The organism is Aerococcus sp. Group 2 (assembly GCF_905125285.1).
GTDB lineage: Bacteria > Bacillota > Bacilli > Lactobacillales > Aerococcaceae > Aerococcus > Aerococcus urinae_E.
The window spans coordinates 110,281-135,000 of sequence record NZ_CAJHPA010000002.1 but is presented as its reverse complement, the minus strand read 5'-3'; the positions used below and the strand labels follow the sequence as shown (position 1 = coordinate 135,000).

Sequence of the window (24,720 nt, the reverse complement as noted above, 5' to 3'; positions counted from 1 at the left end):
AACCGCTACTTTTAAGCCATAAAAAGTAGATGCAATTCTCTAAAATAAGTAGTATAGTAATAGGAATACAAGTGATAAAACTAGGAAAAAACTTCCTATGGCTAGACCTTTGCGGTACCAAGGTCCGATGTGAGTCGACAGATAGTCTTCTTTGTCAGAATCTTCTGTGCTGACTGGAGATGGATCGGGAGCTGCTTTCCACAGCCTCGGCCCATATTTCTTCCACATGGATTGAAACGTATCAAAGGTACCGGCTTTTAATATCCAACCAGCAAGGGAGGGAATCAAAAAACAAGCGGAAAGTATAAAGTAACTGTCACTTAAGCGTCTGGCCCATGGATAGCTGGACTCAATTAGTAATTGAAGGAGTGGCAGGACAGTTAATATACTGACCAAAAGAAGGCCTTTATTTTTTTTCATAGTTGATATCATTCCTTATATTGTGATTTTCAATGTTATTAAATTTACCATAAATTAGGAGGTGGCGCAATTTATGAAATCATATGGCAAGTTTCTATTAAGAAGAATATTCTTTATGGTTTTGACCTTATTTCTAATTGCAACGATCACATTTTTCTTAATGAAGCTCTTACCGGGAACGCCTTATACTAATGAAGATAAGCTTTCTCCTGAGCAGATTTATATTATGAATGAACGTTATGGCTTAAACGACCCAGTATTTGTGCAATATATTCGCTATATTTTAGGAATGCTAAAGGGCGACTTTGGGGTTTCATTCCAATTTAATAATACCCCCGTGTCTGAATTATTAGGCGCCCGGATCTGGCCTTCCATCCAATTAGGGGCCCAAGCCTTACTGGTAGGGACCGTGATTGGGACTATTTTTGGGGTTATTTCAGCCATGTATCGGAATACTTGGATTGATTCCGGACTAACCTTTCTTTCGATCCTAGGGCAATCGATACCTAACTTTGTTTTCGCTGTCCTCTTACAGCTGATTTTCGCTGTTAAACTGGGCTGGTTCCCAATTGCTCTTTGGGATAGTGGGCTGTGGTCCTCAGTCTTACCGACCATTGCTCTCTCGATTTCGCCCTTGGCCAACTCAGCGCGTTTTGTGCGTACTGAGATGGTGGATGTCTTGAATTCTGACTATATCGAATTAGCTCGGGCTAAGGGACTGAGTCAAACCAAGGTGGCCTTTAAACATGGGGTACGGAATGCCTTGATTCCCCTAGTAACCATCCTTGGGCCTCTGTCTGTGGCCTTGATGACTGGTTCCATGGTCGTGGAGAATATCTTTGCTATCCCAGGGATTGGGGAACAATTTGTTAAATCCATTACCACCAATGACTACCCAACCATTATGGGTGTGACCATGTTCTACTCTACCGCCTTGGTAGTTATCCTATTAATTGTCGACATCTTATACGGAATTATTGACCCACGTATCCGTGTAAGTACTGAAGGAGGGCGTTAAGAATGGCTGAAAATACCAAAGCTTACCCTAAAATGAGTAAAGAAAGCTTCCGCCCGGTTAACCATGAGGATTATTTATCTGCTGAAACTATCTCAGCACCATCCTTGAGTTTTATTCAAGATGCTTGGCGGCGCTTAAAGAAGAATAAAGCAGCTGTTGTTTCTTTGGTTATCCTAATTATTGTGGCTATCATCGCTTTATTAGCTCCGGTTTTAGCTCCTTACGACTATGCTGCCCAAAATGCCCAATTTGCCAACCTACCCCCTAAGATTCCAGGTTTGGAAGCCTTGTCCTGGTTCGATGGTAAAACAAAAGTGGCTGGCGCAGCGGTTGACGCTTATGCTAAGGCTGGGGTTCCTGAAGGCCAATACTTCTACCTAGGAACGGACGCTTTAGGACGTGACTTGTTATCGCGGATTCTCTACGGGACTCGCGTTTCCCTCTTTATCGGGGTGGTTGCCGCACTCTTGAACCTCTTAATTGGGGTGCCTTACGGGATTGTTTCCGGTTGGATGGGCGGCAAGGTCGACAACTTGATGCAACGTATCCTTGAAGTGATGTCTGGGGTGCCTAACTTAGTGGTAGTTATCCTCTTATTACTCGTCTTACGTCCAGGGATCTCATCCATTATTATTTCCCTAGCCTTGACCGAGTGGATTACCATGGCGCGTTTAGTCCGGGCAGAAACCCTGAAGATTAAAACCAGTGAATATGTTTTAGCAGCACGGAGTCTAGGAGAATCTCCTTTCAAGATTGCCCTCAAGCATATTCTGCCTAATATTGCTGGGGTGGTTATTATTCAAACCATCTTCTCCATTCCTTCAGCCATCTTCTTTGAAGCTTTCTTGAGCTTTATTGGTTTAGGGATTCCAGCTCCTCAAGCATCCTTAGGGACACTAATTAACGATGGGTATAAGACCTTCCGCTTCCTACCTCACTTGATGTGGTATCCAGCGGGCGTCCTCTGTATCGTTATGATTTCATTTAATATGCTAGCAAACGGATTAAGAGATGCACTTGATCCAAAAACAACGGATTAGGAGGCGAGCAAATGAGTGAAAATGTACTAGAAGTAAAAGATCTAGAAATTGGTTTCGATACCTTTGCTGGTCAAGTCCAAGCCATTCGCGGGGTAAGTTTCGAATTGAAAAAAGGCGAAACCCTAGCTATCGTTGGTGAATCGGGCTCCGGAAAATCCGTGACCGTTCGAACGGTGATGCGTCTCTTAGCCAACAATGCTGTGGTTAATGGCGGTGAGGTCAATTTCAGAAATGAAAACTTACTCGAAAAGACCGATAAAGAAATGCAAGCCATTCGGGGAGAAGACATTGCCATGATCTTCCAAGATCCGATGACTTCCCTAAACCCAGTTATGCGGATTGGTGACCAAGTGGCCGAACCGATCCGCCTCCACCAAAATGCGTCTAAGGAAGAAGCTAACAAGCGGGCCTTGGAACTCTTAGAGCGAGTGGGAATTCCTAATGCTAAGGACCGGATGCGCGATTACCCCCACCAATTCTCTGGCGGACAACGGCAAAGAATTGTTATTGCTATTGCCCTAGCTTGTCGGCCTGAAATTCTGATCGCTGATGAACCAACTACCGCTCTGGATGTGACCATTCAAGCTCAAATCCTAGAATTGATGAAGGAACTCCAAACCACCTCAAGCACCTCAATTATCTTCATTACCCACGACTTGGGTGTGGTGGCTAATGTGGCTGACCGGGTAGCGGTGATGTATGCTGGGAAGATTGTGGAATATGGAACGGTTGATGAGATTTTCTATAATCCTCAACATCCTTATACTTGGGGCTTAATTACCTCCATGCCAACCCTAGATACGGAGGGTAAGCTACTTTCCATCCCTGGGACCCCACCGGACTTATTAGATCCACCTAAGGGAGACGCCTTTGCCTTGCGGAGTGACTACGCTATGGCTATCGACTATGAAGAACAACCGCCATTGTTCCAAGTTTCTAATACCCACTTTGCGGCTACTTGGTTACTTCATCCCGATTGCCCAGCAGTGACGGTACCTGAAGAAATCAGTTCTCGCTTTGAAACCTATCAACAATTAGTGGCAGAGGGACTAGTAGAAGAAAATGGTACCAGCACAGGCGTACTTGACCAAGCCCATAAACAAGCCGCACAAAAGGAGGTCGCCCATGACTAAGCAAGAAAAACCTCTCTTAGAAGTTCATCACTTAAAACAATATTTTAATGTGGGACAAAAGAATGAAGTGCGTGGTGTCGATGACATTTCCTTCGACATTTATGAAGGGGAAACATTTGGTCTGGTTGGCGAATCAGGTTCTGGTAAGACCACAACTGGACGGGCCATCATGCGCCTATATCAGCCAACTGATGGGGAAATTCTCTTTGAAGGCAAGGATATTGCGGCCATTAAGAAGCGTCAAGATGAATTAGCCTTTAGAAAAGACATTCAAATGATCTTCCAAGATCCCTATGCTTCCTTGAACCCGCGGATGAAGGTTGAAGACATCATTGCGGAAGGTCTGGAAATTCATAAGATCTGTAATAGTGAAGCGGAAGCCAAGGAAAGAGTCAAGCAATTACTTGAAGTGGTTGGTTTGAAAGCTGACCATGCTTCCCGTTATCCTCACGAATTTTCTGGGGGTCAAAGGCAACGGATCGGTATTGCCCGCGCCTTAGCGGTCAACCCTAAGATGATTATTGCCGACGAACCCATTTCTGCCTTGGACGTTTCCATCCAAGCCCAAGTGGTTAACTTGATGCAACGCCTGCAAAAAGAGTTTAACTTAACCTATCTCTTTATTGCCCATGACTTGTCTATGGTAAAATACATCTCTAACCGGATAGGGGTTATGTACCGAGGGAAGTTAGTCGAGTTAGCCGATTCCGATGAACTCTACTACCATGCCTTACACCCTTATACCAAGAGTTTATTATCAGCGGTGCCGCAACCGGACCCTATTCATGAACGTAACCGGAAACGGATCCCATACGACCATGCCGACTTTACTGGCAATGAAAGCATGCATGAAATCGTTCCAGGTCACTACGTTTACTGTAGCCCTGAAGAAGCTGAACAATATAAAGCGAACTACAAATAAAGCTAAACATGAAAAAGCTGCAGAGGCAAAGGCTTCTGCAGCTTTTTTGTGGAAATTTTTCTAAGGCTTCCGAACAAAAAAACTCCGTCATGCTTATGGCGAAGTTTTAGCGATCACTATTTTAGTCTTCTTGGTGACGTTGTAGGTAGCTTTGGAATAGAAGTCCAGCAATTAAGATAATGTACCAGAGAATTTTACGGTTGCGGGCTTTTTGTGCTTTAGTAACTGCCATTATTTCTCCTCCTTTATGACCCAGGTCAAACTTTTCTTAATTATACCATAAAGTAGATCTGACTTTAATGAATAAGCAGAGTCGTTCTATTCTCTCAAAAGGGAAAAGTTTCGTTTTTTCTTAAAAAAGCTCTCAAAAATAAATATCCCTTAAAACTATGATAGAATAAAGTTTCTGAAAGAATAACACTAAAAACAATAAATTAAATCGAGGGACTGCTAGTATGAAAATTGGTATTGATAAATATAATTTCTATATTCCAAAGCAATATATTGAAATGCGGGACTTGGCTGAGGCACGCCAAACGGACCCCAATAAGTATCTGCTGGGTTTAGGCCAAGACCAGCAAGCCTTTGCCCCTTTGTCTCAAGATACGGTTTCTATGGCTGCTAATGCTGCGGCAGGCATTCTGACCGACCAAGACAAGGAGGCTATCGATTTAGTGATTCTAGCCACTGAATCAGGGATTGACCAATCCAAGGCTGGGGCCATCTATATCCACCACTTATTAGGCATCAATCCCAAAGCCCGTTGTATCGAAGTCAAAGAAGCATGTTATGGGGGGACCTTTGCCCTACAAACTGCCGTCAACCATATCGCTAAACGCCCCCAAGCCAAGGCCCTGGTTCTCACCAGTGATATTGCCCGCTACGGCTTAAACACTGCAGGGGAAGCCACTCAAGGCGCTGGGGCAGTGGCCTTATTAATTACTGCTAATCCCCGAATCCTTAGTGTCAATGACGATGCTAGCTATTATACCATTGATGTCATGGATTTCTGGCGGCCTAATTATTCGCGCTTGGCCCATGTGGATGGACATTATTCCAATGACCAATACCTTAATGCCCTAGACCAAGTTTGGGCTGACCACCAGGCACTTTCCGGCCACCAGCTGGATGACTTTGCTGCTTTCTGCTTCCACCTTCCCTACACCAAACTAGGCTTAAAAGGTTTAAAACACCTCACCCAAAAGGCTAAGGATGAACCACTAGGGGAGTGGGAGGAATCCTTTGAAGCCAGTCGGGCCTATAATCGCCGGGTAGGGAATATTTACACAGGGTCCTTATACCTCAGTTTGATTAGTTTATTGGAAAACGATACTTCTTTGCAAGCAGGTGACCTCATCGGCATGTACAGTTACGGTTCGGGAGCGATGGCCGAATTCTTCTCCATGAACCTAGAAGCTAATTACCAAGACTACTTGGAAGGAGATAAGCACCGCCAACAATTTGCTGAGCGGAAAAAACTTTCCATTCCTGAATATGAAGCCCTCTTTCAAGAAGACCTCCTTAGTGACGGTAGTCAGCAAAGCATTCCAGCCCACGGCGACCAAGATGACTACCGACTACTCGGCCTAAAAGATCATAAACGCATTTATGGTAAATAAGGAAGAGTGCGACACTTGCTCTGAGCTTGAAACACGTTTTGATTATAGCATTTGTATTTTAAAAGGGACTGCCTCAGGCAGTCCCTTTTTTAGCGGAAATTTCTCCTATTTAAATCCCGAGCCTATTGACGGAGGTCATCTAAGATCGCCTTGGCGTTTTGTCGATCCATAGGCTTTGCCTTTTGTAAGGATTGACTAACTTGGTCTACTTCATCGCCCTGGGCACCCACAGCGATGGCCAAGGACCGGGCTTGAAGTGACATGTGCCCCGCTTGGATACCTTCAATGACTAGAGCCCTCAATGCGGCTAGGTTTTGAGCTAGGCCGAGGGCAGCGACAATCTTCATTAAGTCGCTAGCACTGGGCTGGTCGAGTAAGTGGTGGACGAGTTTAGCGGCGGGGTGAATTTTGATTGATCCACCGACACTTCCTAAGGCAAGAGGGAGGGTGATTTCTCCAGCTAATAGGCCTTGGCCTTCAAGGTAGTCCCATTTGGCTAGGCCCCGGTATTGTCCGGATTGGCTGGCATAGGCGTGACAGGCTGCCTCCACCGCCCGCCAGTCGTTACCGCTAGCGATCACTAAGGCATCAACCCCATTCATAATCCCCTTATTGTGGGTTGTGGCCCGATAAGGATCGACTTGGGCCAGTTGGCTAGCTTGACTAATCCGCTTAGCCACTACTTGTGGATCTTGGCCTGGCTTAGCAAGAGCATCAATAGGGATTTGACAAGTCGCCTTAGCCAGACATTGGGTAGCTAAGTTGCTTAAAATAGCCATTAATTTTTCTAGACGGGGTAGCGACTCATCCTTTTGACTAAGTGCTTCAATGTGACTGGCTAAGGCTTCCAGCATGGTATTCATCATGTTGGCGCCCATGGCTTCTTGGGTATCTACCGTCATATAGACCACAAAAAAAGGCTCGCTTTCACTGGGATAGTAGGCCGTTTCTAACTGGCGCACCCCACCGCCCCGTCGGCTGAGGCTAGGATGGGCCTGGTTGGCGACTTGGATGAGGTCTTCTTGGTGGTCTTTAATGTAACTAGTCCAGATTTCAGCTTGGCTGGCTTGGTCTAAGCCTAAGAAGACCATTTGCCCAGTCATTTGACGGTTCAAGACCTCGCTATGGAAGCCACCGCCTGCCTTAGCCATTTTAGCGGCGTAACTGGCTGCTGCAATGACACTCGGTTCTTCGATCGCCATGGGGATCAAGTAGTCTTTTTGATTGATGACAAAGTTCATTGCCAGTCCCAAGGGGAGGGAGTAGGTTCCAATGAGATTTTCAACCATGTTATCAGCCAGGTCTAAGGGCAAACCCTGGTTATTTTTGAGATAATCTTTTTCTGCATCACTAATATAGTGGAGCTCATTTAAGCGGGCCAGACGTTCCTCTAAGGGGAGGCGGTAGAAGCCCTGTAAATTCACTTGAGTCATAATAACCTCCTAAGTGCTTTGTTTATCAGTGAGGGGGAAGTCTTTGTACTTTTCCATAAAAAAAGAAGTTGGCAATTGCTTCCAACTTCTAGTTTATGGGTCATTACTTGATTAATCAATAGCCAGTCGGTATTAATGATCGATACAATAGAGATTATCATCGACCATTTGATCGTCGGTTAAGAGAACAAAAACTTGCCGAAATTCATCAAAATCGATCCGGTTATCATTGCCTAAGATGCTGAGGGCTTGTGTTGTGACATGGATTTGACCGATATGCGTTTCCAGGACCTCATCAAAGCTTTCAAAACTTGGTGCATTAGTTTGTAAGACTAAACTACGATAGGCTCTGTGGCTGGTATGACCTGTTTCATCGGAAGTGGTTAGGCAAATATTATGGAAACGATCTAAGTTTTGTAACTGTTGTATGGCTTTCTGGGTGAAAAATAACTTCATGGCATATCCTCCTCACAACAACTCTTGTAAGGATGATTATATCAGAATTTGTGAGCAGTTTAGCCGGAAAAGCCTAAAAATAATTTTTAAAACGTTTTCACACCTTCACCAGCCGCTACTGAGAAAGCGGAGGCAGTCGGGGAGATGTTTGGCCCAGTAAAATTCATTATGCTCTTCATCCACATAGATGTTGAAGTCAATATTTTCTACCGGGATACCTCCTGCTATAAGCAAGGCCTGGTAGTGGAGGGAAGCATCGATATAGGCTTGGGCCATATTGCCTGGGAGAAAGAGACGGTCAGTATCGTCGCCTTCTTTGGTGCCGACTTGGAGGTAGATTTTTTGCTCGGGGTCTAAGCTTTGCAATTTGAGATAGCGGTCAAAGGGTTCTTGGGCTATCCATTGGGCTAGGGAAAAAATCCCCAAGCGGCCAATTTGATCGGCATACTTAATTCCCATATAGGCGGTGATATTGGCCCCAAAAGAAGACCCGATCATGGCTGTATGTTTTTTATCGGTTTTTGTCCGATAGGTCTGGTCGATAAAGGGTTTAACCACCTTCATAATGAAGTCACTAAAATCATTGCCTAAGCCGCCCAAGGGCCTTGCCTTAGGGTCGCTAGGGTTTTCGAAGCTCCAAGCATTATAATCATCCGCCCGAGTCTGAGAGTCATTGTCGATTCCGACCACAATCATCTTGGCTAAATCGGGATTACGCTTGAGGGTGGGGATGACCTTCCAAGAATAACCTAGGAAGGACTCCTTACTATAAAAAACATTTTGTCCGTCATGCATGTAAACGACTGGGTAGGACGCGGATTCCTGCTGGTAATTTTTAGGGAGTAGGACTCGCACCCGCCGCTTCTTGCCGGAATAGGGCAAGCTTAAGTAGTGGGTTTTCATTTTTAGATAATAATAATCGGCATTGAACATGATTTACCTCCGCTTAATGTGCTATTAGCATACTTGACCCGGGGGGATTAAGCAAGCGCAATCCCCCTGACAATGCTCAAGGTTAAGAAATAATTGCAGACTTCACAATATTTCGCTACAATGATGAGTAGAATAAAGGATAAGGGGGAGATGCCTTGGCAACAGAAGTCGAGCTTCTCAACGAAGCAGAAATGAAGCGCGCCTTAACGCGAATGAGTTATGAGATTTTGGAACGCAACCATGGTACCGCTAATTTAGCCATCGTGGGGATTAAAACCCGGGGAGCCATTATTGCTAACCGGATTAAGGACCGCATCAACCAGTTAGAAGAGGCTGATGTCTTTTATGGGGAATTAGATGTCCGCGCTTATCGTGATGACCTCGACCAGGAAAAGGATAAGCTGATCAAAGACTTATCCCAGCTGGACTTTGATGTGAATGGTAAACATATCTTTATCTGTGATGATGTGCTCATGACCGGTCGGACCATTCGGGCGACGATGGATGCCTTGATGGATCATGGGCGTCCAAGCAAGATCTCTTTAGTGACGCTCATTGACCGGGGCCACCGGGAATTACCGATTCGAGCGGATATTGTTGGTAAAAACATTCCCACTTCCCGGCAAGAGAAAATTCGGGTGAAGATGCGGGAACTCGACAGTAAGGATGCAGTATATATAATTAAATAGTTGGTACTAGGGGAGCCTTTATGGCTGAGATGTAATTTACAGACCCTTTGAACTTGAGACTAGGTAATACTAGCGGAAGAAAGTGCACGAAAAAAACAGGTAAGAGGCATTTTCTCTTACCTGTTTTTGTGCTAAGAAAGGATTTAATTATTATGGGACAAAGTAAACAAGTAAGGATTTTATTGGAAATTGCTATGGTAGCGGTATTAGCTTATTTATTAGGACTTTTGCCGACAACCAATGGAGTAGGTATTGGGGTAAACTTAGGAGTTATTCCCATTTACTTGATCTCTTTAAGACGGGGGATAAAGAGCGGTTTTGCTGCCGGCTTTCTGTTTGGACTTTTGCAATTAATCACCGGTCAAGCGACGATTCTAACTCCCTTCCAAGTCTTTCTTGAATACTTCTTCGCCTTTATGTTAGCAGGTTTAACTGGAGTCTTTGCTAATCGTGTGAAGAGTGCAGGCTTAAAAGGGGATAAAAAAGGCCTTTGGATCGGTATCTTTTCAGCGACCTTTATTGGGATGGTCGCCCAATACTTTATTCATTGGTTCGCTGGCTATGCCTTTTGGTCTTCTTATGCGCCAGAAGGGATGAATGCTTGGTGGTATACGACGATTGTCAATGTACCTACCGGTTTCTTTACTTGGCTAGTAGGGGCTTTAGTGGTGGCCTTGTTATTTAATAATGCCCCCAGACTCTTAAACCCAGAAGATTAAGCTGCAATTTTAACGATTGATTAGATGGAATTATTATTTTGAGACGCCCTTTGAGTGGGGGCGTCTTTTTTTATTGACGGGGACCTATTTTTGATAAAAAAGAAATATTTTATAGAATTGTTGGCGCGCAAACACTTTAATAAGAAAGCGTTTGCTATAATATTTTGTGAAAAGGATAACTAAAGTTAAAGCCTAGCTGAAAGCTTTCTCTCTTTTTTTAGTTAAGTATGTGAAGTTATGAACTATATTTTTAACCCAAAGTGAGAAGGCTATAACAACCAATAAATAATAGAGGATTTAAGAAAAATATTGGAAAGGAGTGTTCAATGTGTTTGTTCTTCGTTTCTTACTGGCAATGCTTATTGCTTATTTTGCCGGAGAACTGGCTAAGAAAATCAAATTCCCAGCCATCATTGGTTGGTTGATTGTGGCCATGTTTCTCGGAGAGCACGGGCTAAACCTTTTAAGCCCTGAACTAATTTCAACCAAGGTCTATCAATCACTGATGGTACTTATGCAAATTCTAGTGGGGTCGATGGTGGGCTATAAGTTAGTTTACCGTGATATCAAGGACTCCATCAGTAAAGTCTTCGCCATGGGAATATCTGACCTGGTGGTAACCTTTGCAGTGGTGACGGGATCCTTTGCCCTTATTCTTCACCTCTTAGGTCTACCCATCATTGCTGCCTTACTCTTTGGGGGGATCGCTATTGCGACTGCGCCGGCCCCTCCAGTCTCAGTGGTGGAGCAGTATGATTGTTCCGGCCCCTTATCTGATTCAGTGCCATCGATGACGGCTTTTAACTCAGTGATGGTTAACATTGTCTTCTTCCCCTTAGTTTCAGTAATTGGAGCAGTTCTAAACGAAAGTTCCACTTCCGTCCTGGGTTCATTACTGATTATGATCCTAGCTCCGATTCTCTTGGGGGGACTGATCGGAGTTGTCGCAGGGAAATTAGTAGGAAAGGGCGCTTCCAAACAGCAAAGCTTCCTAATCTATTTGTTCACCATGCTGGTCATCTATGCCTTAGATAATTATTTGAACTGGCATGTTTTCACCGAAACTCAGATGATGTCCTTATTAGCCGGAATTGCCGGGTCGTGTGCCTTTATGAACGTGGTTGATCCTGAGAAAGTTCCGAGCTTGCAAATGGATCTCGGACCGATTCACTCTTATGCCTTAATGATTTTCATTGTCAACCTATCGATTCATTTGAATCCAGCGGCCTTATTTGACGGTGGCATGCTTATGGTGGCCTATATCTTGATTAGGGCCCTAGGCAAATACTTGGGTTGCTATCTAGGAGCCAAAATCAGTCATGCGCCCAAAGTCGTGGAAAAGTATATGGGAGTCATTATGATGCCTCACTCTGGGGTCTCAATTATGTTTGCTGGGATTGCTGCTTATAATTTGATGGGCGTTTATCCTGAGCTAGCCAATCTCTTACAGATCACTATTTCAGCCGCTGCCCTAATTATTGAAATTATTTCTCTCCCCCTAGCTGGCATGGTTTATCGAAAACTCGGTGAAGCGGGTAAGGAGAAAGAAAAGTTGGCAAGGCAAGAAGACTTACTACCTAGTTAAGTGATGAAGTGAAGCGGACATGCCTCAGCTTGTATTAAAATAAAAGGAGAAAACCAACCATATTGAAAGATATAGGGGGATGGGAAAATGTCAACATCATTTATTGACTACTGTCTCAACCATGAGAAAGTCATTAATCACACCCGCCAGGAAAGCTATAAAAAGGGCGATATGATTGAGACTATTGGAACACGGATTACTGAAATTGGCATTGTCGATAAAGGCTTACTCAAAACAGTGAATTATTCGGCAGAAGGGAAGGAGTTAAATACCTCACTCTTCTTTACCAATTCAATCCTATTGGAATACCTTTATTTTAACGATCATTTAAACTACGCCTATGATTTAGTGGTCTTACGCGCCACTACTGTTACCTGGATACCAGTAAAATTATTTAAAGACATCGTTTTTAAAGACAGTTTAGGCATGGAGCTTTATGTTCATCACTTGATTGAGCGGGGCTTAGACTCCCAGCGGATCATTTCCTGCTTGAACTATCCTACTATTCGTGAACGGATTTGTTACTGGATTGCCTCCAAGAATTCTCTAGAAATTGGGCGGAGCGATATAAAACCCGACATGGAATTACCCTTCACTCAAGAAATTTTTGCCAAGTTAATCAAGGTCAGCCGGTCCAGCCTAAACCAAGAATTACACCTTATGGAAGCAGAGGGCTTCTTTAAAATGACAAGGAAGGCCCTGACCCATATTAATCAAGAGAAAATTTGGGATAACCTGTAAAGGAGTTGATGTCAAGAAATTATTCATGACTCATGCGATGGGTTAAGGCTTAGTAAAAGTTTTAACCACAGCATCATCAAATAGCTATCAAACATTGAATAAAGGAGTGTTGAGATGATAAAAGAATACCAACAAGGTGATTTTAAAGCTGAAATTGCTGAGGGCAATGTTTTGGTCGATTTCTATTCGAAGACCTGTGGCCCTTGTAAAATGTTAAGTTTTATCCTAGAGGATATTAATAAAAGCCATGGGGATGACCTGACTATTCTTAAAGTGAGTTTTGAAGAAAATACTGACATCGTAGAAGAATATGGCGTCGAAGGCTATCCAACTTTAGTTTATTTTAAAGACGGTAATGAAATCACCCGAAAAGCGGGCTTACAACAAAAACCAGTGATTGAGTCCATGATTGAAGAGGCATTATGAGAAAAGGAGCATAACAATGACAGTAAAATACGAATATAAAGAACATTTAATTGAAACACAGTACAAGAATGAAACTGCCATGTTAAAGGAGCTAGACCGAGGCAACTATACCATGGAAAATCCTTTAATCAAGTATAACCCTTATGTGGTTAATGCTCTTTCCGCTGTTATCTTGTTTGAAACAGAAGAAGAAATTGGAATGGTTGTTCGCGTAAAGGGTAAGACCCCAGAAGCAGACTTCTACCAAGCCTTCCCTAAAGCAAAACGTCACGTACTTCCAATCGTGGGGCTCTATTCTGATTTTGAGAATAAAATTGAAATCCATCCATGGCAAAAACCTGATCAAGTTGTTACACATACTATTAAGACGCCTAAGACCCCTAATGCGGACTTAGTTCACTCTATGGAAACTACTGCAGAATATATGCAAGATAACTTAATGATTCTATCTTGTGCAACTTCTGACTACGTTATTGGGGTAGACAACCAAGGAGATATTCGTCTAGAATTTACTGTTCCTATTCTATGGGATATCAAGCACCTAGATAACGGAAATATCTTAGTTGGTTCTGACCGCCTCATTAAGATGCCTTACTTCGTTAGCGGTATGTATGAAATGAGCTTGGTTGGTAAGATCTATAAGGAATACCGAGTACCAAGAGGTTACCACCATGACCAATGTGTCTTACCAAATGGTGATATTGTAGCCTTGAACTGTGACTGGGACAATGCGACGGTTGAAGACCAAGCTGTTCTGATTGATAAGGACACTGGAGCAGTTAAGAAAGTATGGAACTTCCGTGACTTCATCAAACCAGGTTCACAAAAATCAGGTTCATGGTCAGACGAAGACTGGTTCCACTGTAATGCGGTTTGGTATGATGAGCAAACCAATTCATTGACCTTCTCAGGTCGTCACATTAATTCTATGGTTAATATTGACTTCGATTCAGGTGAATTGAACTGGATTATTTCAGATCCTGAAATGTGGGCAGAAGAATATCAGAAATACATGTTCACCCCAGTAGGAGACGGAGACTTCGGTTGGCAATATGAGCAACACTCAAACTTAATCACCCCCCTAGGAGATGTTATGTGTTTTGACAACCACCATTGGGGAAGTCAAAATCCTGACAAGTATCTAGCAGCCAAGGATAACTACTCTCGTGGAGTTAAGTACCGCATCGATACAGATAAGATGGAAATTGAACAAGTATGGCAATACGGTAAGGAACGTGGCCATGAATTCTTCTCACCTTATATCTGTAATGTGAAGTACTACAATGAAGGCCACTATTTAACACACTCTGGAGGTATCACTTATACAGCTGAGGGTGAGCCTTCAGAAGAATTGGGACCATTTGCTCAATTGGATGATCCAAATGCAGATTTACGTTCAATTACTGTTGAAACCATCGGCGAAGATAAGATGCTCGAGTTAAAGGTTAAATCTAACTACTATCGTGCTAATAAGTATCCAGCTTATAACACTTATGGTAACAACCTCACCTTAGGTCGTGGTAAATTAGTTGGAGATATTGGTGAAACCTTGCAAATGGATTATGATATTCCAGCTGAAGATACTGGTGAACTACTACCAGATATTCATGAAGCTCGTCTAGTAGATGAAACAGATATGTTCACCTTCCATGCTAAATTCGCTAAGGGACAATTAGTCATGCTACTCTTAGAAGGTGAAGAAGAAACACGCAGATACTTCATTTCTACCGCTAAAGGTAAGCGTGGAGCTATGTGTGCGGGAACATTCCTTTCTGCTGATGATCGTGATACCCGAACCGGTGTAACTAAGGAAGGGATGAGTGGTGAATACAAAGTTAAAGTAATTGTAGATGACAAGAAATATGATACTGGCCTAACCATTAAGGGCTAAAGAAGGACATTTTAAATTTCTTTAAAAAAATTTGGACAAATTAACCAAACTATGGTCTAATAAAATAGCTACCTCGGAAGCCTTTTCCGTTATAAGAAGCGACTTCTGAGGTACTTTTATTATTTTAAGGAGGAAGATATGGACATTTTAAAAAAGAAGAGCTTTTGGCTCTCATTTATTCTGTTATTATTAGTATCATTATTTGCTAAATGGCTATCAGGCTTCCCTGGCTTATCCTTAATTGGTCACTTAGTGATTGCCTTAATTATTGGGATGGTTTTACAAGCATCCGGTCAATTAAAGGGGATCGCCAAGGGGGGATCAGGCTTCATCTCTAACAAGTTCTTACGTTTGGGGATTATCCTGATGGGTTTCCGGCTCAACCTGGAAGTGCTGGCTCAACACGGGGTCAAGACCATTACCCTGGCTATTGTAGTCATCGCTTTCACGATTGGGTTAATTTATAGTCTGGCTAAGGCTGCTGGAATTGAACGCAAATTATCCCTCTTATCCGCTTCTGGTTGTGGGATCTGTGGGGCTGCAGCTGTTCTCGGTCTATCACCCATTATTGAAACGGATGAGGATGATGAGGTGATTTCTGTTGCCGTGGTCGCTATTCTGGGGACCATTTTTACTTTGATTATGGTGCTCTTACGTCCAGTCATGGGCTTAACCGATGTTCAGTTCGGGGTCCTAGCTGGTGGTTCCTTACATGAGATTGCCCATGCTGTTGCTGCTGGTGCTGCAGGGGGAGCGGCTTCAGAAAATATTGCTGTGATTGTTAAGTTATCACGGGTATTAATGTTAGCCCCCGTATCCTTGATTTTCTCTTATATTGCTAGTCGCCGGAGTGATGGCAATAGCCATGCCAAGATTCAATGGCCATGGTTTATGTTAGGTTTCATCATTTCTTCAGCGATTGGGACCTATGCCGGACTATCAGATGCTATTGTGGGCCACTTAGTCGACTTGGCCTATATTCTCTTAGGGATGGCAATGGCTGCTTTAGGGGTAAATGTGAACTTTAAAGTGGTCTTTGAAAAGGGTCAAAAAGTCTTTGCGGTTTGCTTCGCTGGCTCAGTAGCTCTCTTTGCCCTGGTCTTTGTTGCGGCTAAAATGTTCTTCTAATCAATTGAAGCAAAAGAAAAAACGCAAGTCCACTTGGGCTTGCGTTTTTTGTATGAAGTGATTATTCTTCGTCAGAATCTTTTTCGCCGATAACTTCAGGTTCAGCGGCTACAGCTGGTTCTGCATCTTCTTCAGGTTCGTCATCTGGAGCGCTGACTGATACGATAACTTCTTCTGGGTCGGTAATTAATTCAGCGTCTTCCATACCTTCGAATTTAACTTCTCCGGCAGTAACGCTGTCATTAATGTCTAAGCCGCTAACATCCACAGTGAAGTATTCTGGTGCTTTAGCAGGGTCAATACGTAAGGTAACTTCGTAGACGTTGATGGCTGCCACACCAGCAGGGTTAGCTAGCTTGTCTTCGCCAACGATAGATACAGGAACGTCAACCTCAAGTTTTTCACCTTTCTTGATTGCTTGTAAGCTAATGTTATAAACGATTGGTTTAATCGCTGCGCGAGAAATTTCACGTAGGAAAACAGTACGGCTTCCTTGTCCTTCAATTTCTAATTCGAAAACTGAGTTAGTCCCTAAATCACGTTCAATTTTTTCCACGTCTGGGCGTTCCATTGAAATTTTGATAGGGTCTAGGTCACTAGCATACACGACACCTGGAACTAAGTCTTCACGGCGTAAAGCCTTTGAAGCGGATGTTCCTGCAGCATCACGCGTTTTTGCTACAAATTTCATCATTCTACCTCCTGATTATTACTTTTATGAATTCTTTGAATTCCTAAAAACTACTCAATTATAGCACAAAGGACCATAATAGATCAAGAATCCATAGTTTTTCAATTTCTATTTAACCATAAAAAGGCCAAGAGTTGTAGTCTTTTTGAAAAATATTTCCTGTTATTCGCTTTTTCGGCTGTCTAGAGAATGATAAGGACTTCTAGTTTTTAATTCCTAGTGGACCAACTCGAGGCTTAAGTATGGTAAAATAACGGCAATAATATCTGCTTACCTAGGAGGTTATCCATGTTATACACCAGTACGAGAAATAATCAGCTTTCTGTTCGGTCAACAGAGGCGATTTTGCAAGGCCTAGCGCCTGATGGGGGGCTTTATGTTCCTGAATCGATTCCTCATTACGAAGGAGATTGGGAGACGATGAGCAAGTTGTCCTACCAGGAACTAGCCTTTCAAATTTTAAGCCTCTATTTTGATGATTTCCCTAAGGACATTTTACAATCCTGTATCCAAGCCGCCTATGATGAAAAATTTGATGATGACCGCATTGCACCGGTCGTAGGCTTATCAGACCACTATCTTTTGGAGCTTTTCCATGGGCCAACAATTGCCTTTAAGGATATGGCCTTATCCCTACTACCTCATTTAATGAAGGCTGCCCAAAAAGTCTTGGGTCGCGATGAAGAAATTATCATTTTAACCGCGACTTCAGGAGACACCGGTAAGGCAGCTATGGCTGGTTTTGAAGACGTGACTGGGACTAAGATCATTGTCTTCTATCCTAAGGGCGGGGTTTCCAGCATTCAGGAAAAACAAATGCTAACTCAAAAAGGAGACAACACCTATGTCTTTGGGGTCAAAGGAAACTTTGATGACGCTCAAAGTAAAGTCAAGGAGCTTTTTAATGATAAGGACTTAGCAGCGGAACTTCAAGCCAACCATAGTCAATTTTCTTCTGCTAATTCCATGAATATCGGTCGCTTGTTCCCTCAAGTGGTTTACTATTTCTATGCCTATGGGCAATTAGTGAAAGAGGGCGCTATTCAAGCAGGGGACTTGGTCAACTTTACGGTGCCAACCGGGAATTTTGGCAATATATTGGCTGGCTACTATGCTAAGCAAATGGGCCTACCGATTGACCGCCTAGTCTGTGCCTCTAACGATAATACCGTCCTTTATGACTTCTTCACTAGCGGAACTTATGACCGCCGTCGCCCCTTTAAGTTGACTATCTCTCCATCGATGGATATTTTGGTCTCCAGTAATCTGGAACGGCTCTTGTATTACGCCGTGGGCCAGGATAGTCAAGCGGTCAAAGACTTGATGGCTGCATTACAGGATGAAGGTCACTACCAATTAGGTCAAGAAGTGCAAGCGGCCTTTGATAGCTTTATTGGAGCCTATAGTGATGAAGCTGAAACCAGAGCAGAAATTAAGCGCGTTTACCAAGAGGATCATTACCTCATGGACCCCCATACGGCCGTGGCTTCCGCCTGCCTAAGAAAGGTGAAGGACCAGTTAGCGGGTGAAAGTATTGTGGTGTCGACAGCTAGTCCTTTTAAATTCCCCGCTGCCGTTTTAGAATCGATCGATAAGGGCGACAGTCATTTAAGTGACTTAGAACTCTTAGAGGCAGTGCAAGCGTCCAATGGCTTGGACTATCCCCAAGCAATCCAAGCCATCCTTGAAGCTGACAGCCGGCCTGAACGGGTGATTGAAGTGGAGGAAATGGAAACAGTGGTAAGAGAGATTGCCAAAGGATAGGAGATTAAGGTGTTAGAAAATAAACAAATCGTTGTGATCGTGACTGGTGGAATTGCTGCTTACAAGGCGCCAGACTTTGTGCGTCTATTGATCAAGTCCGGCGCTGAAGTTAGGGTAGTGATGACTGAGGCAGCTGAACAATTTGTCCGCCCTTTTACCTTCGAGGTCTTAACCAAGTATCCCGTCTTAACTGAACAGGGGGCTTATCCGGACAGTATCGGTCACATTCATTTAGCTGACTGGGCTGACCTGGTGGTTGTCCTCCCAGCTACCGCTAACACCCTAGCCAAGGCGAGCTTGGGTTTAGGGGATAATGAGGCAACTGCTACCTTATTAGCCATGGATTGCCCACGGATTTTTGTTCCAGCTATGAATAATAAGATGTGGGAAAATCCTGCGACGGTTAATAATGTCGCCAGCCTGAGAGAGAGGGGAGATATTGTTATCGAACCGGCCTCTGGCTTTTTGGCGGAAGGTTATGATGGCAAAGGGCGGATGCCTGAACCCATTGAGGTTTTGCAAGCAGTGAAGGCTTTGGTCGCTTTGGAGAAGGCCTTTGCCGATCAAGCAAAGAATGTGCTTAAAAATAGCTCCTTTAAAGAAAAGAAGATCGCGGTATCCGCTGGAGGCACCCAGGAACCCATCGACCCCGTCCGCTTTATCGGTAACCATTCCTCAGGAAAAATGGGCCTAGCTTTGGCCCATGTGGCGGCCCTCTTAGGGGCTGAAGTGACCTTAGTGATGACGCCAACGGCCCAAGGCTTGCCCCATTTACCTGCTATTAAGACCCGTCAAGTGAAAGACGCCCGCCAACTCTACCAAGTCATGCATGAATTGAACGAGGCCAGTGATATCATTATCATGGCAGCGGCTGTTTCTGACTACCGGGTCGAGACGCCTAGCACCGAGAAGATCAAGAAAAATAAGGAAACTGACCAGGACCACTTACAAATTAGCCTGGTAGAAAATCCTGATATTCTCAAGAGTCTTTCCCAGGATGGCACCTTCTTGGTTGGCTTTGCAGCGGAAACCAACCATGTGCTTAATTATGCGAAGAAGAAATTAGCCGCCAAGGGCATCGATATGATTGTGGCTAATGACGTGAGTCAACAAGCCATCGGTTTCTCTAGCGAAGATAATGCCGTTACCATCATTAGTCAAAAGGGGGCAAGATCCTTGCCTCAAGCCGATAAAATGATGATTGCTGGAGGAATCTTTGCCCAAATTGCCCAAGAATTGAATGCATAAGAAAAAGGACTTAGCTCCAAGCCAATTTAATGGCTGGATCAGCTAGGTCCTTTTTTTCTTGGTCAAGGATTAAAACTCATCACCTAAAAGATAGGTGTGTTCGCCCAAGGAATATGGATCGGTTTTATTAATTCGCTCGTAGTAGAGGTGACCGTCAAGGTGGTCGATTTCATGTTGCAAGACGATGGCAGGATAGCCTTTGAAACGTTTCTTAAAGTGATTGCCTTCCAGGTCATCGTAAGTAATAGTGATGCGAGCGTAGCGGGGCACATAACCGGACACATCGTCATCGACTGAGAGGCAGCCTTCGCCCTCTCTGAGGCAAACTTTTTCTACGGAATGACTAATGATCTTTGGATTGACCATAACCCCTTCTAAAATAATCTCTTCATCGGAATCAGGATCTTCGATATTAGGAACCAAAAGGGCGATCATCTTTTCGCCGATACCTACTTGAGGGGCAGCGAGGCCTACACCAGCGCGGAGACCAAGTTCAGGGCCCTTTTCCTCATCTTGACTATTATACAGGTATTCCATCATATCATGAGCGGCTTGTTTTTGCGCTTCATTTAAGGGAAAAGTGATGGTGTCTGCTTCACGGTGTAAAACTGGATTACCATCACGGGTTATGTCATCCATTAAGTACATACAGCTTATCCTCCATTAACTATCTTATATTTTAATTCATTTTCTCAAATTACAGCAAATAAGTCAAAAGGATCTCGCCGTTTTTTAAGGCCATAAATCATCGAATCAGAACAATAAATGTATCGCTTAATTAATAAAAATTTCACAAGGTAAGCGCTTTCCTTGCTAAACTGTAACAGTATTATAACAGTTGTAAACACCTGTATTATTTTGGAAAATGGCTTTATATAAGTACTTTAGCCAGACTTTTAGGAAATCACTCACTACGCACATGTTAACGTTTACACAAATAAAGCAACTGTTCTAATATAGAAAGTTAGGATTTGACCTCAATTGTTTGAATTCGCTTCCTTTCCATGATAAATTAGTGAAGTGAAGGGTGAATAAGCCAATGCCAAGGCATGGCAAAATATTTTCTTTACAGAAAGGAATGTGTACAGATGGCAAAACAACCAGTAGATTATCAAGCACAACTTGCTGGTATTGACGAACAGTTCCAAATGGTTCGTATACTAGACGAGGAAGGGAAAGTCGTTAACCCTGACATTATGCCAGATTTAACTGACGACCAACTTGTAGAAATAATGAAACGGATGGTCTTTTCAAGAACCTTACACGAACGCTCAATGGCACTTGCTCGCCAAGGACGTTTAGGCTTCTATGCGCCAACTTATGGACAAGAAGCTTCACAAATGGCTAGCTCTTATGCCTTTGAACAAGATGACTGGCTATTCCCAGGTTACCGTGATATTCCACAATTAGTGGCTAAGGGATTACCAGTAGATAAGGCTTTCCATTGGTCTCGTGGACACGTTGAAGGAAATGATTATCCAGAAGACTTCCATGCAATGCCTCCACAAATTATTATTGGGGCCCAACTTATCCAAGGTATGGGTAATGCTGTTGGTCAAAAATTAAATGGTTCTAAGAATGTCACTTACACCTACACTGGTGACGGTGGTTCAAGTCAAGGGGACTCATATGAAGCTTGGAACTATGCTGGTCGCTATAAAGCACCAATTGTTTTCTTCATTCAAAACAATGGTTTTGCGATTTCCACCCCACGTCAAAAACAATCAGCGGCTAAATCCTTAGCACAAAAAGCCGTTGCAGCTGGTATGCCAGGTGTTCAAGTGGATGGTAACGATGCCTTAGCAGTTTATGCGGTAGCTAAACAAGCACGTGAATGGGCTGCAGCAGGTAACGGACCAGTCTTAATTGAAACCATTACCAACCGCCTCGGTGCTCACTCCACTTCCGGTGACGATCCTAAGATTTATCGTACCGATGAAGATATCCAAAGCTGGACCAGTCGTGAACCACTTATTCGTTTCCGTGCATACCTAGAAGAAAAAGGTCTCTGGGACGAACAAACTGAAAGCGACTATGTCGAAAGCGTTAAAGAAGAAGTTCAAGCAGCCATCAAGAAAGCTGAAGCTGCACCTAAGCAAAAAGTTTCTGACTTCTTGAAGAATATGTTTGAAGAACCAGGACAAAATATTAAAGAACAAATTGAAAAATATGAAGCGAAGGAGAGTGAATAAGGATGGCCAAGAGAACTGGAAAAACAATGGTAGAAGCCATCACTGCAACGTTAGACCAAGAAATGGCTCGTGACGATAAAATTTTACTTTTCGGTGAAGACGTAGGTAAAAACGGTGGTGTGTTCCGTGCTTCTAAAGGTTTATATGATAAATATGGTGAAGACCGTGTAAGTGATACGCCTCTATCTGAATCTGGTATTGGTGGTATGGCAATCGGACTTTGTCTCCAAGGTTTCCGTCCTATCATGGAAATCCAATTCTTCGCTTTCGTATTTGAAGTGATGGACTCCTTAGCTGGACAAATGTCACGTTACCGCTTCCGTTATGGAGCAACCCGTAACTTCCCAATTACCGTTCGTTCACCATTTGGTGGTGGGGTTCACACACCTGAAATGCACGCGGACTCAGTAGAAGGTCTCTTTGTCCAAACCCCAGGGATGAAAGTGGTTGTGCCATCAAGTCCTTATGAAGCTAAAGGTTTACTTGCTTCAGCAATTCGTGACAATGACCCAGTCTTATTCCTTGAACACATGAAGTTATACCGTTCATTCCGTGAAGAAGTTCCTGAAGAAGAATATACCATTCCTCTAGGTGTAGCCAATGTGGCTCGTGAAGGCTCTGACGTTACTGTGATCGCTTATGGTTACATGGTACGTGAAGCGCTTAAGGCTGCGGAAGAATTAGAAAAAGAAAATATTTCTGTTGAAGTCATTGACTTACGGACGATTTCACCAGTTGACTATGAAACCATTGGTAAATCTGTTGAAAAAACCGGCCGTGTTGTCATGGTACAAGAAGCTCAACGTGAAGCTGGTGCAGGTAACAATGTGATCGCTGAAATTTCTCAACGTTTCATTCTTTCTCTAGAATCACCAATTGAATTCGTATCAGCTCCTGATACAGTTTACCCATTTGGTTTAGCAGAAAATGACTGGTTGCCAAATGCTGATGACATCAAAGAAGCAGTTAAGAACACAGTTAATTTCTAGAAATAAGTAATCCTATTGAATCACTTAAGCTAAGAAGGGATGATGAAAAAAGATGACATATACTTTTAATATGCCAGACGTCGGTGAAGGCATGAGCGAAGGCGAAGTTGTTAGCTGGCACGTTGCTGTCGGAGACTCCGTCCAAGAAGAAGATGTTCTTGTTGAAATCCAAAATGATAAATCTGTTGAAGAAATCGCTTCACCTGTAAGCGGTAAAATTGAAAAATTATACGTTGAAGAAGGTGACGTAGCTATCGTTGGGGAACCTTTGATTGACTTCTCAGGGGAAGGTTTACCAGAAAGTGATAATACAGCCTCTGAAGCTCCAGCTAATGAAGAAGCCTCAGCTCCTTCAGCTAACGCAAGCACCGGCTATTACCAATTCCGCCTACCAGATGTTGGTGAAGGAATGGCCGAAGGTGAGATCGCTGAATGGTTAGTCAGTGAAGGCGACGAAGTCACTGAAGATACTGCGGTTGTTGAAATTCAAAATGACAAATCCGTAGAAGAAGTTTACGCGCCAGTTGCTGGTACCATTAAGAACATCATTGTGCCTGCCGGTGAAGTAGCCAATGTGGGTGATGTTCTTGCTGAAATCGACTCACCAGAACATAACAGCGAAGGCTCAGCACCATCTTCAACTCCAGCTTCTCCAGCTCAACTTGAAAAAGCTGACGAAGGCAATGAAGGAGCAACCGGTGCAGCTAATGGCAACGGTGGCGTTCCACAAACCGCTGATCCAAACAAACGCGTATTAGCAATGCCTTCCGTGCGTCAATATGCGCGTGAAAAAGGTGTTGACATCTCTCAAGTTGCAGGTACCGGTAAGAATGGCCGTGTTCTCAAAGAAGACATTGATAACTTTGATGGACAAGCTGCAAGCGCAAGTGCTCCAGCTGCTGAAGCAACAAGTGCTAAAGCCAGTGAAGAACCTGCTAAGAAAGCTGCACCTAAGAAGGAAAGCCATGAAGACGGCGATGTAGAACACGTGAAGATGACTCCAATGCGTAAAGCTATCGCTAAATCCATGGAAACCTCTAAATATACTGCTCCTCAAGTGACCTTGTTCAAGGATGTCGAAGTATCCAAGCTATGGGATCACCGTAAGAAATTCAAGGGTATTGCTGCTGAACGTGATACCAAGCTAACCTTCTTACCGTATGCAGTGAAAGCTTTAATCGCTGCGGTTAAGAAATACCCAATGCTTAATGCCTCAGTTGATGATGATGCCCAAGAATTCTTATTGAAGAAATATTACAACATTGGTATTGCTACTGACACTGATCAAGGATTATACGTTCCTGTAGTTCATAATGCTGACCGTAAATCCATGTTTGATATTGCTGATGAAATTAATGATAAAGCTGCCAAGGCCCATGAAGGTAAATTGAAAGCTGCTGACATGTCAGACGGTACTGTTTCAATTTCTAACATTGGTTCAGTTGGCGGGGAATACTTCACCCCAATTCTTAACTACCCAGAAGTTGCCATTTTAGGCTTCGGTGCAATTGTGCAACAACCTGTAGTTGACGACAATGGTGAATTAGCAGTTGGTCGCGTATTGAAACTTTCATTAACATTCGACCACCGTATCGTCGACGGCGCAACAGGGCAAAAAGCCTTGAACGAAGTAGGTCGTCTGCTTAGCGATCCTGAATTGTTATTAATGGAATCTTAAGGAGG

Annotated in this window: 23 protein-coding genes and 1 riboswitch; of the genes, 17 read left to right on the top strand and 6 right to left on the bottom strand. The window is 43.4% G+C overall.

Features of this window, described 5'->3' with window-relative positions:
* Window positions 1–39: 39 nt before the first annotated feature.
* Window positions 40–420 carry a DUF3899 domain-containing protein gene (locus tag JFU01_RS02980; protein WP_101560476.1) on the bottom strand — a complete coding sequence of 127 codons (381 nt, stop codon included), beginning with the start codon at window positions 418–420 and terminating at the stop codon, window positions 40–42.
* 73 nt (window positions 421–493) lie between these two features.
* On the opposite strand from JFU01_RS02980, the gene opp3b reads away from it, so the two are divergent.
* The 5 genes from opp3b (at window position 494) to JFU01_RS02955 (ending at window position 6,152) form a co-directional block, all read left to right on the top strand.
* Complete coding sequence (opp3b, locus tag JFU01_RS02975; RefSeq protein ID WP_013669345.1) at window positions 494–1,438, top strand: oligopeptide ABC transporter permease; 945 nt, start codon at window positions 494–496, stop codon at window positions 1,436–1,438.
* Window positions 1,439–1,440: 2 nt separating this feature from the next.
* Window positions 1,441–2,478 (top strand): oligopeptide ABC transporter permease, encoded by a 1,038-nt coding sequence (gene opp3C / locus JFU01_RS02970; protein ID WP_013669512.1) that lies wholly within the window; start codon window positions 1,441–1,443, stop codon window positions 2,476–2,478.
* An 11-nt stretch (window positions 2,479–2,489) separates the two neighbouring features.
* Window positions 2,490–3,611: an ABC transporter ATP-binding protein gene (locus JFU01_RS02965; RefSeq protein WP_195855979.1), complete on the top strand. Its 1,122-nt coding sequence runs from the start codon at window positions 2,490–2,492 to the stop codon at window positions 3,609–3,611.
* A complete protein-coding gene (locus JFU01_RS02960) occupies window positions 3,604–4,533 on the top strand; it encodes an ABC transporter ATP-binding protein (RefSeq protein ID WP_013670088.1) in 930 nt (309 codons plus the stop codon). The genes JFU01_RS02965 and JFU01_RS02960 overlap by 8 nt, the downstream gene beginning before the upstream one ends.
* A gap of 455 nt (window positions 4,534–4,988) precedes the next feature.
* Window positions 4,989–6,152 carry a hydroxymethylglutaryl-CoA synthase gene (locus tag JFU01_RS02955; RefSeq protein WP_195855980.1) on the top strand — a complete coding sequence of 388 codons (1,164 nt, stop codon included), beginning with the start codon at window positions 4,989–4,991 and terminating at the stop codon, window positions 6,150–6,152.
* A gap of 122 nt (window positions 6,153–6,274) precedes the next feature.
* On the opposite strand, the gene JFU01_RS02950 is transcribed toward JFU01_RS02955, so the two are convergent.
* The 3 genes from JFU01_RS02950 to JFU01_RS02940 form a co-directional block, all read right to left on the bottom strand.
* Window positions 6,275–7,588 carry a hydroxymethylglutaryl-CoA reductase, degradative gene (locus tag JFU01_RS02950; RefSeq protein WP_440201597.1) on the bottom strand — a complete coding sequence of 438 codons (1,314 nt, stop codon included), beginning with the start codon at window positions 7,586–7,588 and terminating at the stop codon, window positions 6,275–6,277.
* A 129-nt stretch (window positions 7,589–7,717) separates the two neighbouring features.
* Entirely contained in the window at window positions 7,718–8,041 is a 324-nt protein-coding gene (locus tag JFU01_RS02945; protein WP_195855982.1) for an iron-sulfur cluster biosynthesis family protein, read from the bottom strand.
* A 105-nt stretch (window positions 8,042–8,146) separates the two neighbouring features.
* Window positions 8,147–8,974, bottom strand: coding sequence for an alpha/beta hydrolase (locus JFU01_RS02940; RefSeq protein ID WP_195855983.1), 828 nt, complete (start codon window positions 8,972–8,974; stop codon window positions 8,147–8,149).
* 155 nt (window positions 8,975–9,129) lie between these two features.
* On the opposite strand from JFU01_RS02940, the gene pyrR reads away from it, so the two are divergent.
* From pyrR to JFU01_RS02905, 7 genes are all read left to right on the top strand, one after another.
* The gene (gene pyrR, locus JFU01_RS02935; RefSeq protein ID WP_224783429.1) at window positions 9,130–9,663 is read left to right on the top strand and encodes a bifunctional pyr operon transcriptional regulator/uracil phosphoribosyltransferase PyrR; all 534 of its coding nucleotides are present in this window, start codon (window positions 9,130–9,132) and stop codon (window positions 9,661–9,663) included.
* Window positions 9,662–9,761, top strand: a riboswitch (TPP riboswitch). (Overlaps the previous gene by 2 nt.)
* A gap of 54 nt (window positions 9,762–9,815) precedes the next feature.
* Complete coding sequence (gene thiT, locus JFU01_RS02930) at window positions 9,816–10,382, top strand: energy-coupled thiamine transporter ThiT (protein ID WP_195855984.1); 567 nt, start codon at window positions 9,816–9,818, stop codon at window positions 10,380–10,382.
* Window positions 10,383–10,710: 328 nt separating this feature from the next.
* Window positions 10,711–11,967, top strand: coding sequence for a cation:proton antiporter (locus tag JFU01_RS02925; protein WP_195855985.1), 1,257 nt, complete (start codon window positions 10,711–10,713; stop codon window positions 11,965–11,967).
* A gap of 87 nt (window positions 11,968–12,054) precedes the next feature.
* Window positions 12,055–12,708: a Crp/Fnr family transcriptional regulator gene (locus JFU01_RS02920; RefSeq protein WP_195855986.1), complete on the top strand. Its 654-nt coding sequence runs from the start codon at window positions 12,055–12,057 to the stop codon at window positions 12,706–12,708.
* A 114-nt stretch (window positions 12,709–12,822) separates the two neighbouring features.
* A complete protein-coding gene (locus tag JFU01_RS02915) occupies window positions 12,823–13,134 on the top strand; it encodes a thioredoxin family protein (protein WP_195855987.1) in 312 nt (103 codons plus the stop codon).
* A 16-nt stretch (window positions 13,135–13,150) separates the two neighbouring features.
* The gene (locus JFU01_RS02910) at window positions 13,151–15,025 is read left to right on the top strand and encodes an aryl-sulfate sulfotransferase (protein ID WP_195855988.1); all 1,875 of its coding nucleotides are present in this window, start codon (window positions 13,151–13,153) and stop codon (window positions 15,023–15,025) included.
* A gap of 138 nt (window positions 15,026–15,163) precedes the next feature.
* Entirely contained in the window at window positions 15,164–16,153 is a 990-nt protein-coding gene (locus JFU01_RS02905; RefSeq protein ID WP_111821359.1) for a YeiH family protein, read from the top strand.
* 61 nt (window positions 16,154–16,214) lie between these two features.
* On the opposite strand, the gene JFU01_RS02900 is transcribed toward JFU01_RS02905, so the two are convergent.
* Window positions 16,215–16,844 carry a 50S ribosomal protein L25 gene (locus tag JFU01_RS02900; RefSeq protein WP_230086936.1) on the bottom strand — a complete coding sequence of 210 codons (630 nt, stop codon included), beginning with the start codon at window positions 16,842–16,844 and terminating at the stop codon, window positions 16,215–16,217.
* 288 nt (window positions 16,845–17,132) lie between these two features.
* Here JFU01_RS02900 and thrC point away from each other — a divergent pair, with 288 nt between their 5' ends.
* Together thrC and coaBC are read left to right on the top strand one after the other, a co-directional pair.
* The gene (gene thrC, locus JFU01_RS02895; protein WP_195855990.1) at window positions 17,133–18,608 is read left to right on the top strand and encodes a threonine synthase; all 1,476 of its coding nucleotides are present in this window, start codon (window positions 17,133–17,135) and stop codon (window positions 18,606–18,608) included.
* A 9-nt stretch (window positions 18,609–18,617) separates the two neighbouring features.
* Window positions 18,618–19,856 carry a bifunctional phosphopantothenoylcysteine decarboxylase/phosphopantothenate--cysteine ligase CoaBC gene (gene coaBC / locus JFU01_RS02890; RefSeq protein ID WP_195855991.1) on the top strand — a complete coding sequence of 413 codons (1,239 nt, stop codon included), beginning with the start codon at window positions 18,618–18,620 and terminating at the stop codon, window positions 19,854–19,856.
* 69 nt (window positions 19,857–19,925) lie between these two features.
* Here coaBC and def read toward each other — a convergent pair whose 3' ends face one another.
* Entirely contained in the window at window positions 19,926–20,504 is a 579-nt protein-coding gene (def, locus tag JFU01_RS02885; RefSeq protein ID WP_070558554.1) for a peptide deformylase, read from the bottom strand.
* A 440-nt stretch (window positions 20,505–20,944) separates the two neighbouring features.
* Here def and pdhA point away from each other — a divergent pair, with 440 nt between their 5' ends.
* The 3 genes from pdhA to JFU01_RS02870 are packed head-to-tail and all read left to right on the top strand — an operon-like array spanning window position 20,945 to window position 24,715.
* The gene (gene pdhA / locus JFU01_RS02880) at window positions 20,945–22,048 is read left to right on the top strand and encodes a pyruvate dehydrogenase (acetyl-transferring) E1 component subunit alpha (RefSeq protein WP_064292729.1); all 1,104 of its coding nucleotides are present in this window, start codon (window positions 20,945–20,947) and stop codon (window positions 22,046–22,048) included.
* Window positions 22,049–22,050: 2 nt separating this feature from the next.
* Entirely contained in the window at window positions 22,051–23,037 is a 987-nt protein-coding gene (locus tag JFU01_RS02875; RefSeq protein WP_070558552.1) for an alpha-ketoacid dehydrogenase subunit beta, read from the top strand.
* A 52-nt stretch (window positions 23,038–23,089) separates the two neighbouring features.
* Entirely contained in the window at window positions 23,090–24,715 is a 1,626-nt protein-coding gene (locus tag JFU01_RS02870) for a dihydrolipoyllysine-residue acetyltransferase (RefSeq protein ID WP_195855992.1), read from the top strand.
* The last annotated feature ends 5 nt before the right edge of the window (window positions 24,716–24,720 follow it).